Genomic DNA, 16,636 nt, shown 5'->3' with positions numbered 1-16,636 from the left:
CTCTCGTGGTGCGAAAGCGCTGGCGGCTATGCCAAAGTAGCGGCTTTTGATCGACCCATCGTCGGTCAAGCCACCCTGCGGGAGCGTGCCGATGAACAGACTTTACGCCGTGGTCGCGCTGATCCTGTTGACGTTCGCCAGCGTCGGCACGAGCAGCGCCCGGGACTCGCGAAATGGCGGGCCGGCATCCGTGGCAGGGGTGTTTGATTACTACCTGTTGGCGCTGTCCTGGTCACCCACTTACTGCCTGACCCATGCTGACGACGCGCAATGTTCCGGCAAAGGCTATGGCTTTGTACTTCACGGCCTCTGGCCGCAATACACCGGGGGCGGTTGGCCGAAGTCCTGCGCGCCGAGGGAGAAGCTCTCGGCAGAGGAGCTGGCCAAGGGCTTGATGTTGTACCCGTCGAGGAAACTACTCGAGCACGAATGGGCCAAGCACGGCACGTGCAGCGGCCTCGGCGCCGACGGGTACCTGGAGGCCTCCGACAAGGCCCTGGGCGCGGTCAGCATTCCCGAGCAACTGCAACCCTTGAGCACCACGCATTATTTTACTGCAGCGGACATAACGCGGATGTTCCGCCAGAGCAATCCGCAGATTCCGGCGGATGGCATTGTGGTGATCTGCAGGGGGCCGGAATTGTCGGAGGTTCGGGTCTGCATGGACAAGGACCTGGCGTTTGCCTCTTGCGGCAAAGGCGTGAAGACCCAATGCCGCGCCGGGGATATCCGGGTTCCACCTTTGCGCTGATCAGAGCGCCAGTCCTGCCTGTACCACCGACAGCAGGCTGTTTTCAGTCAACGCCACCGCATCCGGTCGCGTGGCAGCCTGCTCGATCCCTTGCAGCCACCAATGTGTTGCACCGTGTTCGTCCACGGTGCGCAACAGGGCAAGTTCGTTGCCCTGGCAGTGAATTTCGACTCGCCCTTCGCCATCCGCCGTAAAGCGCGCAACAGGGTCGAACGTGATGCTCAGGCGATTGGCGCTGATCACCAGTTGGTCGATGGCATAGTCGAACGTGTCACCCAGCGGGTGACTCTCGAAGGCGTGAGTGGGGTTGCGCCGCAGGACCAGACCGGCCTCGGTCAAAGGCTGCAGCCAGGCCTCGATCTGGTGATACAGCTCGTAGACCTGGCCCGGCCAGCTGTCGATCGCCTGATCAATGCCGGTAGATCGGGTCTGTTTCAATTTTATCGCGAGCTCGTCTGCCTTGCTCATGTTCAATTCCCTGACGTGGTGTAAGACACATCCTAGCTGCTTGAGGGCGATCAGGTTGTTGTCCTGCGTCAGGCCCTCTGACTGTTTCCAGGTGGGCGGGGCAACCATTTGGCGTCTGGTGCCCTTTTCCCGTTTGGAACACCGTAGACTTGGCGCCCGAAACCAGGGGCATGGGGTATCGCTCATGCCTTGCCCTTTCAGGGAGCGCATTTTTGCCAACACGCCTTGATGACCTGTACCACGCCCCCGGCGTCGCCCTGAAGCGCATCCCGCTGCGCAAGGCGGCAGTGTGGTTTATCGGCACGGTGTGCCTGTGCCTGTGCGCCTTGCTTTATCTGCAACTGGAACAATCCCGGCGCCACGACCTGAGCCAGGCCCAGGTCGCTTCGTCGAACCTGACGCGGGCCATGGCACAGCAGGCCGAAGACACCTTTATGCAAGCCGACCTGGTGCTGGCCAGCCTGGTTGACTGGATCCAGGCCGACGGGTTCGGCGCGGCCCAGCGTCCGCGCTTGCAGAAGACCTTCACCCGACGGGTGCAGGCGCTCAGCCAATTGCACGGCATCCTGCTGTTCGACCAAAAGGGCCAGTGGGTCGTCACCTCATTTGCGGCACTGCCTCGCGGCAGCGGCGTGGCAGATCGCGAGTACTTCAAGTTTCACCAACAGAACGTCTCGACCGTGGCGCACATCGGCCCGGCCATCCGCAGTCGGGAAAATGGCGAATGGATCATTCCGATCTCCCGGCGGGTCAACGACCGCAATGGCCAGTTCCAGGGGGTGCTGCTGGCCGGGATCAAGATGTCGTACTTCGAGCAGTTCTTCAAAAGCTTCAGTATCGACGACAACGGCGCGATGTTTCTGGCACTGACCGATGGCACGCTGCTGGCCCGTCGACCCTATGTGCAGGCGCAGATCGGTACCTCATTGGCCAAGGGGGAAATCTTTCAGAACCTGTTGCCCCAGGCGACTTCCGGCAACGCGATGTTCGCTTCCCAAGTGGATGGCATTGTCCGCCTGTATGGCTATCGGCAGCTGGAGGCCTACCCGTTGGTGGTCTCGGCGGCCTCGTCCCGGGACTCGATCCTGGCGGACTGGTACGACACGGCGTTTCGTTCCAGCGCGATCGTCGTGCTGGTGATGCTGGGCGTGGGCCTGATCGGTTGGGTGTTCATTCGCCAGGTGCGTGTCGGTGAGCAGGTCGAGGCGGATTTGCGCATGGCTCAGCAGGCGCTGGAGCTGATTGCCACCCACGACAGCCTGACCGGCCTGGCCAATCGGAGGCTGTTCGAGCGGGCCCTGGATATCGAATTCGGCCGCGGCGCCCGGCAAAACAGCCCGTTGAGCCTGATCATGCTCGATATCGATTTCTTCAAGCGCTACAACGACACCTACGGTCATGTGGTGGGCGATCACTGCTTGGCCGAAGTGGCACGGGCCGTGAAGAGCTGCTGCCATCGCAAGGCCGATTTGGCGGTGCGTTACGGTGGAGAAGAGTTTGCGGTGTTGCTGCCTGACACCGATCTCCATGGTGCCATGACCCTCGCCGAACAGATTCGCCGCAGCGTCATGGGCAAGAACATCGTCCATACGGGCTCGCCTACCGGATACGTGACCGTAAGCCTCGGTTGTTATTCGTTCGTGCCTACGGGGCGTGACAGCATGGAGGTGTTCATCCAGCGCGCGGATGCTGCCCTGTATCAGGCCAAACATTCGGGTAGAAACCGTTCGGCGGTGTTGTCGATGGAGGGCGGGGTCGAGGCGCTGATGCGATCGGATCGTTGATGCGAGGTTCAATTGCCCGATTGTCCGCCTGTCAGAACTTGGGCAATTGATCGTCTAGAGTTTCGGAAGCTCTGCCGCTTCCGGCAGATCTCCCCATCGCACGGACGATCGCCACCATGTCGATAACCCAAGCATTGACCGCCATTGCCCTTACCCTTGTGTCCAGTGCTGTCTTGCCGCTGGTCAGTCATGCGCAAGCGAAAATGACCGCAGAAGAAGCCCACGCCATCGGCGTGGATGCCTACGTTTATTTTTATCCGCTGTTGACCATGGACATCACCCGCAAGCAATTCACCAACATCGAACCGGGCAAGGAGTTCGGCAAGGGCCCGATGAACATGTTTGTCAGTGTGCCCGAGTACCCGCCGGCGAATTTCAAAGGGGTGGTGCGCTCGAACTTCGACACCTTGTATTCCATTGCATGGCTCGACCTGACCAAGGAGCCGCTGGTCATCGCCGCCCCGGACACCGCCGGACGTTTTTACTTGCTGCCGATGCTCGACATGTGGAGTGACGTATTCGCATCGCCCGGATGGCGCACCACGGGTACCGACGCCGCGCAATTCCTGGTAACGCCACCGGGCTGGACCGGCACTGTGCCTGCTGGACTCAACCACCTGCCGGCGCCGACGCCCTTTGTCTGGGTCATCGGGCGAACCAAGACCGATGGCGCGGCGGACTACGCGGCGGTGCACAAGATCCAGGCCGGCTACACCGTGACGCCGTTGTCGCGGCTGGGCAAGGGCGCAGAGCCGGTCAGTGTCAAGATCGACCCGGCCGTGGACATGACGACCCCACCGAAAATCCAGGTCGACACCCTGTCGGCGGCCGACTACTTCGCCTATGCCGCCGAGCTGCTCAAGGTGCATCCCGCCCACAGCACCGATCAGCCGCTACTGGCGCAGCTCAAGCGTATCGGCATCGAGCCGGGCAAGTCGTTCGACATGAATGCGCTGGCCCCTGAAATAAAAGCCGCCCTGGAGACTGCACCCAAGGACGCACAAGCACTGATGGCGTGGAAAGTGCCGACCCTGGCGCGAGTAGTCAACGGGTGGTCGATGAACACCGACACCATGGGCGTCTACGGCAACTACTACCTCAAGCGCGCGATCGTGGCGCAGATGGGGCTCGGCGCCAACTTGCCCGAAGACGCGATTTATCCGTTGAATATGGGCGATGAAAACGGCAAGACCCTCGATGGAGCGCACAAGTACGTACTGCATTTCCCCAAGGACGAGGCGCCTCCGGTGAACGCCTTCTGGTCGATCACGCTGTACGACCCCGAAGGTTTCCAGGTGGGCAACGGGCTCAACCGCTTCGCGGTCAGCAGCTGGATGCCGTTCAAGAGCAACGCCGACGGTTCGCTGGATATCTATTTCCAGAACGAAAGCCCCGGCAAGGAGCTGGAAGCCAATTGGCTGCCGGCGCCCAAGGGGCCGTTCAACCTGACCATGCGCTTGTACGGTCCGAAGGCCGAGGCGTTGAATGGCAAGTGGAATCCTCCGGCGGTCAAGCAGATGTAGGCGCATCCTATCAAGGCAGCCGACGCTGAATCACCATCGGCTGCCTTTACGCGTTCAGCTACCCGTCCCGCCGCCAGCCCCGCCAGTCCCGCCGCCGGCCCCGGTACCCCTCCGGCACCCGAACTGCTGCTGCCACCCGCACTCCCACTCGAAGAGCCGGTTGCGCCACCGTCACCGGCGTTGCCGCCCGAGGGCGAGCTTGGCGTGTTGTCGGGCGGCATGACCGGGCCGCTGGTAGCTCCGGATTTGGTGCCCGTCGCGTCAGCGCCATCGCCGGATTCTGCGAAGGTGGCCAAGGGCGCCGCGCAGAGCAATCCAGCGAGAAACAGCGAAGTGATTTTGGTGTTGATCATGGTCCGTCTCCAAAAGATGAGTCGTTACCTGAAGTTGGTGTGAAGGGCAGGGTGGTTGGTGCCGGCTGGATGACGAGTGGCACAGGCCGTGACCGACCGAACACCTGGCAGGCGGCGCGGTCACACCCAAAAGGCCCAGCCAAACGGGACGGTGGTCATGAAAAAGTTGCGAATCGCGACGTTCAACGTCAACGGCATGCGCGCCCGCCTGCCGAATCTGTTGGCCTGGCTGGAGCGTGAGCAGCCGGACATCGCCTGTCTGCAGGAGCTCAAGTCGGTCGACAGCGCATTTCCCGCCGCGCAGCTTGAGGCCATCGGCTACGGGGCGATCTGGCAGGGGCAAGCGTCGTGGAACGGGGTGGCGATACTGGCCCGGGATGCGCAGCCGCTGGAAAGCCGCCGAGGTCTGCCGGGCGATGACGACGATAATCACAGTCGGTATCTGGAAGCGGCCGTCCACGGTGTGCTGGTGGGATGCCTGTACTTGCCCAACGGCAATCCGCAACCGGGACCGAAGTTCGATTACAAACTGGCCTGGTTCGAGCGCCTGATACGCTACGCGCAATCGCTGCAGGGCAGCGAGCATCCGGTGGTGCTGGCGGGTGACTACAATGTGGTGCCCACCGATCTCGACATCTATAACCCGCGTTCCTGGCTCAAGGATGCCTTGCTGCAACCCGAGAGCCGTGAGTGTTATCAGCGTCTGCTGGACCAGGGCTGGACCGATGCCGTACGTCATCTGTATCCGCAGGAGAGGGTCTACACCTTCTGGGACTATTTTCGCCAGCACTGGCAAAAGAACTCCGGCTTGCGCATCGATCACCTGTTGCTCAACCCGGCCTTGAGTCCTTACCTCGAAGAAGCCGGGGTCGATGCCTGGGTGCGCAACGAGCCCCATGCCAGCGACCATGCGCCCACCTGGATTCAATTGGGCTCGCGCAAGCGCCGGTGAATTGTCTTGCCGGCCGATTGGCTAAATCAATTGTCGGCCGTGGCCCTTCATCCTTTATACATAGCCCCCCTGGCGGAGCGATCCGCAGCTTGCGTGCATAAGGATCAAGCGATGAGCGAGCCACGTCTGACTAACCTTGCGTCATACCTGCAACGTCTGGGCTTCGATGCTCCCCCGGCACCGACCCTTGACACCCTGCGCCTGCTTCAATTGCGCCACACCGGCGCCTTTGTGTTTGAAAACCTCACTACGCTGGCGGGCGAGCCGGTGCGCATCGATCTGACGTCGATCGAGCAAAAGGTCCTGCAGGATGGACGTGGCGGTTACTGCTACGAGCTCAACTGTCTGTTTCTGGCTTTGCTGCAGGCGCTTGGCTACGAAGCGCGGGGCATCAGCGGGCGTGTGGTGATGGGCCAGCCAGAAGGCGCCTGGACCGCTCGAACGCACCGCTTGAGCCTGGTGACGCTCGATGGCGTGCGCTACATCACTGACGTCGGCTTCGGCGGCATGGTGCCCACCGCACCGCTGTTGCTCGACAGCCGTGATGAACAGTCGACGCCTCACGAGCCGTATCGGATCGAGCAGCATGCCGACGGCTACACCCTTCGCGCGAAGGTCGGGGAGGAGTGGCGCGCGATGTACATCTTCGACCTGCAACGCCAGGAGGACATCGATTACGCCGTCGGCAACTGGTATGTCTCGACCCACCCCGAATCGTCCTTCGCCCGGCAACTGATGGTGGCGCGTACGGGGGAGGGCTGGCGTCGTACCCTCAATAACGGCAGCTTTGCGATCCATCGCATGGGGCATGACAGCGAACGCCGGGAAGTGACCGATGTGCAGGAGTTGATGGGTGTACTGGAAAGCGAGTTCGGGATTCGGGTGCCAAACAATGCGACATTGATGCGCACACTTGAGAGATTGATAGTGCCGCAATAGGCGGATCATCGTGCACACAAAAAAGGGGCAGATTGGATCAGCCTGCCCCTTTTTCGTGCCTACGGACGGGCTTCGGGCTCCATTAGCCGCTGAATTTCGCTAAGGGCTTGCGCGAGCTTTTTTTCCAGGGTTTTCAGATCAGAGCCGGTGATCCCCTTTTTCAGGTGTTTAACAGTTCCGGTCCCTGCCTTGTCGTGTTCGGTCAGTAACGCCCGGCGCAGCGTGTTGTTGATCGCGGTCTGGTAGCCATAACCCTCGCTTTGCGCGAGCGCTCGCGCTGCCTCGATGACGACGTCGTCGAGCATGATGGTGATGCGGGTCTTGCCTTTGCCGGGGGCAACCGCCCCGCGGCTGGCATGGCTGAAGTCGTACTCGTCTTTCATGGGTCAAGCCTCCAGATACTGGCGGCGCTCGTTTTTGCTGGCGAGGCGCGCGGAAATGATTCGAACGAAATTCGGTTCACGGTAGGTGTACGCAACGACCAGCAAACGCCCCTTGCCATCCAGCCCCATGATGATCCAGCGCGGTTCATCATGGTGATCGTCCTGCAAGGTCAGGGCACGTTCGTCGTAGAACACGGGCTCTGTCTCTGCGAGGCTGATGCCCAGATGCTTGAGTTTGTTGGCCGCGTTCTTCGCCTTGTGATACTGAATTTCGAATGGCTTCATTATGCATACTTTATATGTATTTGGAAGGCGGCGATTACTACCGATGGTCGCCATGAATTCAAAAGACTAGTGGGCGCAGGACAATGGGCCGGACGGATGTATTTCAAGGTTTTTTATGAGAAGGAGCGTGGTGGCACACAGTCTGCATGAACGACCGTTCATAATTTGACTGGCAAGTTGTATACAACTCTATGGACATTTGTCCTGAGTATTGAATACAGTGTGCGCATAACAAAAACCAGGGAACCCCCTAACATGAAAACGCCCCATGTTTCACACCAACGGCCTGAAGATGAGAATCTCGGGATCGGCGCGAATATGGCTTACGGCCTGCAACATGTTCTGACCATGTACGGTGGCATCGTCGCGGTGCCTTTGATCATTGGTCAGGCGGCCGGCCTCTCGCCGGCGGACATTGGATTGTTGATTGCTGCTTCATTGTTTGCGGGGGGGCTGGCCACGTTGCTGCAAACCCTGGGTCTACCGTTTTTCGGTTGTCAGTTGCCGCTGGTGCAGGGCGTGTCGTTTTCCGGCGTCGCGACCATGGTGGCGATCGTCAGCAGTGGAGGCGAGGGTGGATTTCAGTCGATCCTGGGGGCGGTGATAGCCGCGTCCCTGATCGGGTTGCTGATCACACCGGTGTTCTCGCGAATTACCAAGTTCTTCCCGCCGCTGGTCACGGGTATCGTGATTACCACCATCGGCCTGACGCTTATGCCGGTGGCGGCACGCTGGGCCATGGGTGGCAACAGTCATGCCCCTGACTTTGGCAGCATGGCCAACATCGGCCTGGCAGCGATGACGCTGGTGTTGGTGCTGTTGCTGAGCAAGATCGGCAGCGCCACCATCTCCCGGTTGTCGATCCTGTTGGCGATGGTCATCGGTACGGTCGTCGCGGTGTTCCTCGGCATGGCGGATTTCTCCTCCGTCGGCCAGGGCCCGATGTTCGGTTTCCCTACACCTTTCCACTTCGGCATGCCGACCTTCCACTTCGCGGCGATCCTGTCGATGTGCATCGTGGTCATGGTGACCCTGGTGGAGACGTCCGCCGATATCCTGGCCGTGGGTGAAATCATCGATACCAAGGTCGATTCCAAGCGCCTGGGCAATGGTCTGCGCGCGGACATGCTGTCGAGCATGATCGCACCGATCTTCGGCTCCTTCACCCAAAGCGCCTTCGCCCAGAATGTCGGGCTGGTGGCGGTGACCGGGATCAAGAGCCGCTATGTGGTGGCCACCGGCGGCCTGTTCCTGGTGATCCTCGGCCTGCTGCCGTTCATGGGGCGCGTCATCGCCGCCGTGCCGACTTCGGTCCTCGGCGGGGCCGGTATCGTGCTGTTCGGCACCGTCGCGGCCAGCGGCATTCGTACGCTGTCCAAGGTCGACTACCGCAACAACGTCAACCTGATCATTGTCGCGACCTCCATCGGTTTCGGCATGATCCCGATTGCCGCGCCGAACTTCTACGATCACTTCCCAAGCTGGTTCGCGACGATCTTCCATTCGGGCATCAGCTCTTCGGCAATCATGGCCATCGTGCTCAACCTGACCTTCAACCACCTCACCGCCGGTAACTCCGACCAGCAGTCGGTGTTTGCGGCGGGTACCGAGCGGGTACTGCGCTACCAGGACCTGGCGGCATTGCGCGAAGGGGATTACTTCAGCGACGGCAAGTTGCATGACTGTGATGGCAAGGAAATTCCAGTGGTTGAGGTGGATCACGGGCATGGCGAGCCACGGGCGGTGCATGCCAAAAGCAGTGAGCATGTCTGACGGTTTAAACGCTTAAGATCAAAAGATCGCAGCCTGCGGCAGCTCCTACATGCCGCAGGCTGCGATCTTTTTACTTTTACATCGGCCACAAAAAAGCCCCTGGATCTTTCGATTCAGGGGCTTTTCGATTTTGCTGTCTGGCTCCACGACCTGGACTCGAACCAGGGACCCAGTGATTAACAGTCACTTGCTCTACCAACTGAGCTATCGCGGAATGGCGCCTATGTTACTGATTCAAAAAGAGAAGTCAAGTATTTGATAGCAACGGGAGGGTTTTCTCGGGACGGACGGTGGTTTATCGGTGATTGGCGGTTACCGGAATTGCCTGTGGGGGCTAACATGGCGGCCCGGAAGTGGTTACACGCGCTGCCGGCCATTCGCCGATAAGGTACGCGCCATGACTTGCTTGACCGCCACACAACCTCGAAACAACGGGGTGTTCCCATGAGCATCGCGCAAATCAGCCTGCCCAAGGGGGTCGGCCCGCATGCCGAAAAACTGTTCGATGCCATCACCCAGGCCAGCAACGCCGATGAGCTGAACCGTGCAGGGGGGAAGGCCGAGGGGTTTGTCCTGGGCCTGGAAAGCACCAGGGCGATCAAGAGCCAGGTTGCTGAATCGCTGTATGTCGCCTATGACGACGCTGCCAGCCAGCGCGCGAGCGAACTGGCCTAGCCGCCGAAGGTAATGGTGCCCAGCATCAGTTTGGCGTAGAGCGCGGTGGCGCCCAGCTGCACCAGCCACAGGGCCAGGCCGCCGAGAAACACGCCGGCAGCGACTTGCATCACCAGGTTGTTGCCGCGTTGTTTGGCCGGGGTGCGGGGGATGAAGTCATCCAGGTCATCGCGGTCGGCGCGTAGGTCATCGTTTTTCATATCGGCTCTCATAAGTATCTCGGGTGTACACATAACTTGTGGGAGCGGGCTTGCTCGCGAAGACGACAGCACATTCAACATTAATGTGGCAGTCAGAACGCATTCGCGAGCAAGCCCGCTCCCACATTTTGATCTGTGTGCAGTTTAGAGGGGGAGGTCATGGCTTTGAGAATTATCTGCGACAAATAAAAAACGGGAAGCCCAAAGGCTTCCCGTTTTTCGTATCACGCGAAAGTCAGATCACCTGAACAATCGCATCCGTCACAACCTTGATGTTGCTCTGGTTCAACGCAGCCACGCAGATGCGGCCGGTGTCCAGGGCGTAGATGCCGAATTCGTTGCGCAGGCGATGCACTTGTTCAACGGACAGACCGGAGTAGGAGAACATGCCGCGCTGACGACCGACGAAGCTGAAATCGCGCTGCGGCGCGTTTTTCGCCAGGGTGTCGACCATCTGCGTGCGCATGCCACGAATGCGCAGGCGCATTTCGGCCAGCTCGGCTTCCCACTGGGCGCGCAGTTCCGGGCTGTTGAGCACGGCAGCCACGATGCTTGCGCCGTGGGTCGGCGGGTTGGAGTAGTTGGTGCGGATCACACGTTTGACTTGCGACAGGACGCGTGCGCTTTCTTCTTTCGATTCGCTGACGATCGACAGGGCGCCAACGCGCTCGCCGTACAACGAGAACGATTTGGAGAACGAGCTGGAAACGAAGAAGGTCAGGCCCGATTCGGCGAACAGGCGCACGGCAGCGGCGTCTTCGTCGATGCCATCGCCGAAACCCTGGTACGCCATGTCGAGGAACGGCACGTGACCTTTGGCTTTCACCACTTCCAGGACGTTGTTCCAGTCCGCCGGGCTCAGGTCCACGCCGGTCGGGTTGTGGCAGCAGGCGTGCAGGACAATGATCGAGCCGGACGGCAGGGCGTTCAGGTCTTCCAGCAGGCCCGCGCGGTTCACGTCATGGGTCGCGGCATCGTAGTAACGATAGTTCTGCACCGGGAATCCGGCGGTTTCGAACAGCGCGCGGTGGTTTTCCCAGCTCGGGTCGCTGATCGCCACGACGGCGTTGGGCAGCAGTTGCTTGAGGAAGTCGGCACCGATTTTCAGGGCGCCGGTACCGCCAACGGCCTGGGTGGTGATGACGCGGCCAGCGGCGATCAGCGGCGAATCATTGCCGAACAGCAGTTTTTGCACGGCCTGGTCGTAGGCGGCGATGCCGTCGATTGGCAGGTAGCCACGGGAAGCGTGTTGAGCGACGCGAATGGTTTCGGCTTCGACAACGGCGCGCAGGAGTGGAATTTTCCCCTCCTCGTTGCAATAAACACCGACGCCCAGGTTGACCTTGTTGGTACGGGTATCGGCGTTGAATGCTTCGTTGAGGCCCAGGATTGGATCGCGTGGTGCCATTTCGACAGCGGAGAACAGGCTCATTTTTGCGGCGGCTCTGAATGGAGAGTGGAGGGACGTGTCGCGCTCCAGCCGAATGCACTAGAGCGGTGCACAAACGGGGAGCTAGTATAGAGGCCATCCGCGAGTGATGGCGACAGACGAATCCGCTTTTAAGGTAAGTTTTTCCGATTATTTTTCGACCGTTAGTCGATTGGCGTCGTCTAAGTCTTTACCCGTTGTAGGACGTTTGCCTTGAAAGCGTTGGCAATCGGCTCCACATTGAGCGCAATCCAGTTTTTTCCTCGGGCGACATCGGTCGTTTGTGGTCTTTCTCGTTCGTGTCGGTTTCACCGGCAAGAGTGATCCCAGAGGTTCTACATGTCTGAATTCCAGCTAGTCACCCGTTTCGAGCCCGCCGGCGATCAACCGGAAGCCATCCGCCTGATGGTCGAGGGCATCGAAGCCGGGCTGGCGCACCAGACGTTGCTCGGTGTGACCGGTTCGGGCAAGACCTTCAGTATCGCCAACGTGATCGCCCAGGTGCAGCGCCCGACCCTGGTGCTGGCGCCGAACAAGACCCTGGCTGCGCAGTTGTACGGTGAGTTCAAGGCGTTCTTCCCGAACAACGCCGTGGAGTACTTCGTCTCCTACTACGACTACTACCAGCCCGAAGCCTACGTGCCGTCTTCGGACACCTTCATCGAGAAAGACGCCTCGATCAACGATCACATCGAGCAGATGCGGTTGTCCGCGACCAAGGCTTTGCTGGAGCGCAAGGACGCGATCATCGTCACCACGGTGTCGTGCATCTATGGCCTGGGCAGCCCGGAAACCTACTTGAAGATGGTTCTGCACGTGGATCGTGGCGACAAGCTCGACCAGCGTGAACTGCTGCGGCGCCTGGCTGACTTGCAATACACCCGCAATGACATGGAGTTCGCCCGTGCGACCTTCCGTGTGCGCGGCGATGTGATCGATATCCACCCGGCGGAATCGGATTTCGAAGCGATCCGCATCGAACTCTTCGACGATGAAGTGGAAAGCCTGTCGGCCTTCGATCCGCTGACCGGAGAAGTCATCCGCAAGCTGCCGCGTTTCACCTTCTACCCGAAAAGCCACTACGTGACGCCCCGCGAAACCCTGATGGGCGCCGTCGAAGGCATCAAGGTCGAGTTGCAGGAGCGCCTGGAATACCTGCGTTCCAACAACAAGCTGGTGGAGGCCCAGCGCCTGGAACAGCGCACCCGGTTTGACCTGGAGATGATTCTCGAGCTGGGTTATTGCAACGGCATCGAGAACTACTCGCGCTACCTGTCCGGTCGTGAAGCCGGGGCGCCGCCGCCAACCCTGTACGATTACCTGCCGGCCGACGCCTTGCTGGTGATCGACGAATCCCACGTCAGCGTGCCGCAAGTTGGCGCGATGTACAAAGGCGACCGGTCACGCAAGGAGACGCTGGTGGAATATGGCTTCCGCCTGCCGTCGGCGCTGGACAACCGGCCGATGCGTTTCGACGAGTGGGAAAGTATCAGCCCGCAGACGATTTTCGTCTCGGCAACGCCGGGCAACTACGAAGCCGAACACGCCGGGCGTGTCATTGACATGGTGGTGCGCCCCACCGGCCTTGTGGACCCGCAAATCGAGATCCGCCCGGCACTGACCCAGGTCGACGACTTGCTATCGGAAATCACCAAGCGCGTCGCCCTGGAAGAGCGGGTGCTGGTGACGACGCTTACCAAGCGCATGGCCGAAGATTTGACCGATTACCTGGCCGATCACGGCGTGCGCGTGCGCTACCTGCACTCGGACATCGACACCGTGGAACGTGTGGAAATCATCCGCGATTTGCGCCTGGGCACCTTCGATGTGCTAGTGGGGATCAACCTGCTGCGCGAGGGCCTGGACATGCCGGAGGTGTCGCTGGTGGCGATCCTCGATGCCGACAAGGAAGGTTTCCTGCGTTCCGAGCGCTCGCTGATCCAGACCATCGGTCGGGCGGCACGTAACCTCAATGGCCGGGCGATCCTGTATGCCGACCGGATCACCGGCTCCATGGAGCGGGCGATTGGCGAAACCGAGCGTCGCCGCGACAAGCAGATCGCCTTCAACCTGGCCAACGGCATCACGCCCAAGGGCGTGTTCAAGGACGTGGCCGACATCATGGAAGGCGCCACCGTGCCGGGCTCGCGCAGCAAGAAGCGCAAGGGCATGGCCAAGGCCGCCGAGGAAAACGCCAAGTACGAAGCCGAATTGCGCTCGCCGGGCGAGATTGCCAAGCGCATCAAGGCGCTGGAAGAGAAGATGTACCAGCTGGCGCGGGACCTGGAGTTCGAAGCGGCGGCGCAGATGCGTGATGAGATTGCCAAGTTGCGCGAGCGCTTGATCACAGTCTGAAAAAGCAAGGACACCGTTGACCTGTAGGAGCTGGCTTGCCAGCGAAGGCGGCATCAGGGCCACCATCGATTCGCTGGCAAGCCAGCTCCTACAGAGGTTGCGGTGGCCTCAATGGGCTTCGCCAGCCTTCAACCCCTCCGGCAACTTCCTGGTCAACAACACCGCCAGCATGCTGATCCCCAGCGCTATCCCGACAAAATGAAACGCATCGTTATAGGCCATGATCGACGCCTGCTGGTGGGCGATCTCACTGAGCTTGCCCAAAGCTGCGGCTTCACTGCCGAACCGATCCGTCAGTGACGCCATCCGCTCCGCCACCTGCGGGTTGGTCGGCACGATCGCTTCGCGCAAATAATCGTAGTAAGTCTTGGTTCGCGCATCCAGCAGCGTGGCGAGCAGGGCGATGCCGATGGCGCCGCCGAGGTTGCGCAGGATGTTGAACAGGCTCGACGCCGACCCCGCATCCTGGGGCAGGATGTACGCCGTGGCGATCAGGGAAATGGTGACCATGATCAGCGGCTGGCCCAAGGCGCGAATGATCTGGATCTGATTGAACTGCGGCCCGGCGAAGTCCGGATTCAGTACGCCCGAAGAAAAACTCGCCAGCCCGAAGAGTCCGAAGCCCACCGTGCACAGCCATTTCGGCGAGACATACTTCATCAGCTTGGGCACCAGCGGAATCAGGAACAGCTGCGGCACGCCCATCCACATGATCACTTCGCCGATCTGCAGGGCGTTGTAGTTCTGGATCTGCGCCAGATACAGCGGCAACAGGTAGATCGAGCCGTACAGGCCAACCCCCATCCCGATGCTGGAAATGCTCGACAGGCCGAAGTTGCGATTGCCCAGGATGCCGAGGTTGATCAGCGGATTGGGTTTGGAAAACTGCACGATCACGAAGGTGATCAGGCTGATCAGGGCGATGCTGCCCAGGCTCACGATCAGGTCCGACTCCAGCCAGTCCTTGCGATGGCCTTCTTCGAGAAACACCTGCAAGCAGCCCAGGCCGACGCCCAGGGTGACAATGCCGGCGTAGTCGGTGCTTTTAAGCAGTTCCCAGTGCGCTTCCTTCTTCTCCAGGCCGTACAGCAGGCCGGCGATCATGATCAGGCCGGGCGGAATGTTGATGTAGAAGATGTATTCCCAGCCCCAGTTTTCGGTCAGCCAGCCGCCCAGCGTCGGGCCGATGGAGGGGGCGAAGGTGGCGGTCATGGCAAACATGGCCATGCCTTTGGCACGGTGATGTTCAGGGAGTTTGATCAGCGTCATGGTGAACGCCAGCGGAATCAGGGCGCCGCCGGTAAACCCCTGGAGGGCGCGGAAGACAATCATGCTTTCCAGGCTCCAGGCCATGGAACACAGTAAGGAGGCGACGAGGAAGCCGAGGGACACCCACACCGCCAGGCGCCGCGCCGACAATAGCTGCACGAGCCAGGCGGTGAGGGGAATCATGATGATTTCCGCCACCAGGTACGAGGTGGAAATCCACGAGCCTTCTTCCAGGGTTGCCGACAGCGCGCCCTGGATGTCCTTGAGCGAGGAGTTGGTGATCTGGATGTCGAGCACCGCCATGAAGGCGCCGAGCATCACGCTCATCACCGCGATCCAGTCCCGCCGGGTCGGCTCGCCGACCGGGCGGATCAGTTGATCACCGGCCATCGTCAGGGTTGTCTTGGCTGCTCAATTTGGCGCTGGCGTTGTCCGGTGCATCCTTGATGTTCACCTTGGCGGTGACCGACATGCCCGGGCGAATCTTGCCGCGCAGCGGGTTGTCGGCGGCGAAGGTCAGTTTTACCGGAATTCGTTGTACGACCTTGGTGAAGTTGCCGGTGGCATTGTCTGGCGGCAGCAGGCTGAACTGCGCACCCGAGGCGGCGAACAGGCTGTCGACCCGCGCCTCGATCGGCGTGTCGCCGTAGGCGTCGAAGGTCAGCTCAGCCTTCTGCCCGGGCTGCATGTGGCCGATCTGGGTTTCCTTGAAGTTGGCCTGGATCCAGATGTCTTCATCGGGCACTACCGACAGCAGGTAGGCGCCGGCCTGCACGTACTGGCCTTCACGGGCGGCACGTTGGCCGATCAAGCCGCTGATCGGCGCATGGATTTCACTGCGGGTGAGGTTCAGCTCGGCCTGGGCCAGGTCGGCCCTGGCATTGGCGATCTGCGCGTCGAGGCGTTTGATTTCAGCGGTCAATGCGTTGACCTGCTGGCGTTGTCCCTGGGCATCCGCCTGGGCTTTGGTCAGTTGCGAGCGGGCGATGTGGTTGTCGGCGGAGAGGGTGGTCACGCGCTCTTCGGAGACATAACCGGGCTTGCGCAAGGTCTCGGCGCGGGTCAGGTCGATCTGGGAGCGGCCCAGGCTTGCCTGGCTGGATGCCACTTGCGCATCGCTGGCGGCAATCAGGCTGGCCTGCTGGGTCAGTTTGCTCTGGGCTTGCAGGCGTTCGGCCTGGCGGGTGGCGAGGGTCGAATTGGCGCGGTCGACGGCGAGGCGGAAATCGTCGCCTTCGAGCCTGATCAGCAACTGGCCTTTCTCGACGTGCTGGTTGTCCTGCACCAGCACCTGATCGATTCGTGCACCCAACTGGCTCGACACGCGGGTGATCTCGCCCTGGACATAGGCGTTGTCAGTGCTTTCATAAAACCGCCCGTTGAAAAACCAATGGGCAAAAAAGCCCCCGGCGATCAGCAGGACAATCAACAGGAAGATGGACAGGCGACGCTTGAGTTGGGCAGGCATGGGCAAACTGTAGTCGAGAAAATGTAAGG

The 16,636-nt window shown here is 60.6% G+C and carries 15 protein-coding genes, 1 tRNA gene and 1 pseudogene; 8 read left to right on the top strand and 9 right to left on the bottom strand.

The annotated features are described in order from the left end of the window. The first annotated feature begins 91 nt into the window (after positions 1 to 91). A complete protein-coding gene (locus DKB71_RS23790; RefSeq protein WP_408597786.1) occupies positions 92 to 751 on the top strand; it encodes a ribonuclease T2 family protein in 660 nt (219 codons plus the stop codon). Here the strand turns inward: DKB71_RS23790 and DKB71_RS23785 are convergent, their stop codons facing one another. Further along, positions 752 to 1,219: a hypothetical protein gene (locus DKB71_RS23785; protein WP_408597784.1), complete on the bottom strand. Its 468-nt coding sequence runs from the start codon at positions 1,217 to 1,219 to the stop codon at positions 752 to 754. A gap of 212 nt (positions 1,220 to 1,431) precedes the next feature. Here DKB71_RS23785 and DKB71_RS23780 point away from each other — a divergent pair, with 212 nt between their 5' ends. Both DKB71_RS23780 and DKB71_RS23775 read left to right on the top strand, forming a co-directional pair. Then, complete coding sequence (locus DKB71_RS23780) at positions 1,432 to 3,003, top strand: diguanylate cyclase (RefSeq protein WP_408597782.1); 1,572 nt, start codon at positions 1,432 to 1,434, stop codon at positions 3,001 to 3,003. A 116-nt stretch (positions 3,004 to 3,119) separates the two neighbouring features. After that, the gene (locus tag DKB71_RS23775) at positions 3,120 to 4,526 is read left to right on the top strand and encodes a DUF1254 domain-containing protein (protein ID WP_408597780.1); all 1,407 of its coding nucleotides are present in this window, start codon (positions 3,120 to 3,122) and stop codon (positions 4,524 to 4,526) included. 54 nt (positions 4,527 to 4,580) lie between these two features. On the opposite strand, the pseudogene DKB71_RS23770 reads toward DKB71_RS23775, so the two are convergent. Continuing rightward, positions 4,581 to 4,879, bottom strand: a pseudogene (locus DKB71_RS23770) (hypothetical protein). A gap of 157 nt (positions 4,880 to 5,036) precedes the next feature. On the opposite strand from DKB71_RS23770, the gene DKB71_RS23765 reads away from it, so the two are divergent. Both DKB71_RS23765 and DKB71_RS23760 read left to right on the top strand, forming a co-directional pair. Next, the gene (locus DKB71_RS23765) at positions 5,037 to 5,831 is read left to right on the top strand and encodes an exodeoxyribonuclease III (RefSeq protein WP_274075447.1); all 795 of its coding nucleotides are present in this window, start codon (positions 5,037 to 5,039) and stop codon (positions 5,829 to 5,831) included. A 111-nt stretch (positions 5,832 to 5,942) separates the two neighbouring features. Continuing rightward, entirely contained in the window at positions 5,943 to 6,770 is an 828-nt protein-coding gene (locus DKB71_RS23760; RefSeq protein ID WP_408597778.1) for an arylamine N-acetyltransferase family protein, read from the top strand. Positions 6,771 to 6,829: 59 nt separating this feature from the next. Here the strand turns inward: DKB71_RS23760 and DKB71_RS23755 are convergent, their stop codons facing one another. Continuing rightward, the gene (locus tag DKB71_RS23755) at positions 6,830 to 7,153 is read right to left on the bottom strand and encodes a BrnA antitoxin family protein (RefSeq protein WP_408597776.1); all 324 of its coding nucleotides are present in this window, start codon (positions 7,151 to 7,153) and stop codon (positions 6,830 to 6,832) included. Positions 7,154 to 7,156: 3 nt separating this feature from the next. Continuing rightward, positions 7,157 to 7,438: a BrnT family toxin gene (locus DKB71_RS23750; RefSeq protein WP_274075444.1), complete on the bottom strand. Its 282-nt coding sequence runs from the start codon at positions 7,436 to 7,438 to the stop codon at positions 7,157 to 7,159. Positions 7,439 to 7,693: 255 nt separating this feature from the next. Here DKB71_RS23750 and DKB71_RS23745 point away from each other — a divergent pair, with 255 nt between their 5' ends. Beyond that, the gene (locus DKB71_RS23745) at positions 7,694 to 9,211 is read left to right on the top strand and encodes a nucleobase:cation symporter-2 family protein (protein WP_274075443.1); all 1,518 of its coding nucleotides are present in this window, start codon (positions 7,694 to 7,696) and stop codon (positions 9,209 to 9,211) included. Between the two features lie 138 nt (positions 9,212 to 9,349). Here the strand turns inward: DKB71_RS23745 and DKB71_RS23740 are convergent. Continuing rightward, positions 9,350 to 9,425, bottom strand: a tRNA-Asn gene (locus DKB71_RS23740). Positions 9,426 to 9,655: 230 nt separating this feature from the next. Here DKB71_RS23740 and DKB71_RS23735 point away from each other — a divergent pair. Then, positions 9,656 to 9,886 carry a hypothetical protein gene (locus DKB71_RS23735; protein ID WP_408597773.1) on the top strand — a complete coding sequence of 77 codons (231 nt, stop codon included), beginning with the start codon at positions 9,656 to 9,658 and terminating at the stop codon, positions 9,884 to 9,886. Here the strand turns inward: DKB71_RS23735 and DKB71_RS23730 are convergent. Together DKB71_RS23730 and DKB71_RS23725 are read right to left on the bottom strand one after the other, a co-directional pair. Then, the gene (locus DKB71_RS23730; protein ID WP_111282164.1) at positions 9,883 to 10,086 is read right to left on the bottom strand and encodes a hypothetical protein; all 204 of its coding nucleotides are present in this window, start codon (positions 10,084 to 10,086) and stop codon (positions 9,883 to 9,885) included. The genes DKB71_RS23735 and DKB71_RS23730 overlap by 4 nt on opposite strands. A gap of 235 nt (positions 10,087 to 10,321) precedes the next feature. Continuing rightward, positions 10,322 to 11,518: an amino acid aminotransferase gene (locus DKB71_RS23725; protein ID WP_274075441.1), complete on the bottom strand. Its 1,197-nt coding sequence runs from the start codon at positions 11,516 to 11,518 to the stop codon at positions 10,322 to 10,324. A gap of 336 nt (positions 11,519 to 11,854) precedes the next feature. Here DKB71_RS23725 and uvrB point away from each other — a divergent pair, with 336 nt between their 5' ends. Then, a complete protein-coding gene (uvrB, locus tag DKB71_RS23720) occupies positions 11,855 to 13,870 on the top strand; it encodes an excinuclease ABC subunit UvrB (protein WP_274075440.1) in 2,016 nt (671 codons plus the stop codon). A 108-nt stretch (positions 13,871 to 13,978) separates the two neighbouring features. On the opposite strand, the gene DKB71_RS23715 is transcribed toward uvrB, so the two are convergent. Together DKB71_RS23715 and DKB71_RS23710 are read right to left on the bottom strand one after the other, a co-directional pair. Continuing rightward, positions 13,979 to 15,469, bottom strand: a complete 1,491-nt coding sequence (locus DKB71_RS23715; protein WP_274075522.1) for an MDR family MFS transporter — start codon at positions 15,467 to 15,469, stop codon at positions 13,979 to 13,981. Between the two features lie 49 nt (positions 15,470 to 15,518). After that, positions 15,519 to 16,607 (bottom strand): HlyD family secretion protein, encoded by a 1,089-nt coding sequence (locus DKB71_RS23710; protein WP_323606849.1) that lies wholly within the window; start codon positions 16,605 to 16,607, stop codon positions 15,519 to 15,521. Positions 16,608 to 16,636 lie beyond the last annotated feature (29 nt).

The organism is Pseudomonas sp. PLMAX (genome assembly GCF_046042685.1).
GTDB lineage: Bacteria > Pseudomonadota > Gammaproteobacteria > Pseudomonadales > Pseudomonadaceae > Aquipseudomonas > Aquipseudomonas putida_AE.
The sequence above is the reverse complement of the archived record's forward strand: the minus strand, read 5'-3'. Positions and strand labels throughout refer to the sequence as shown.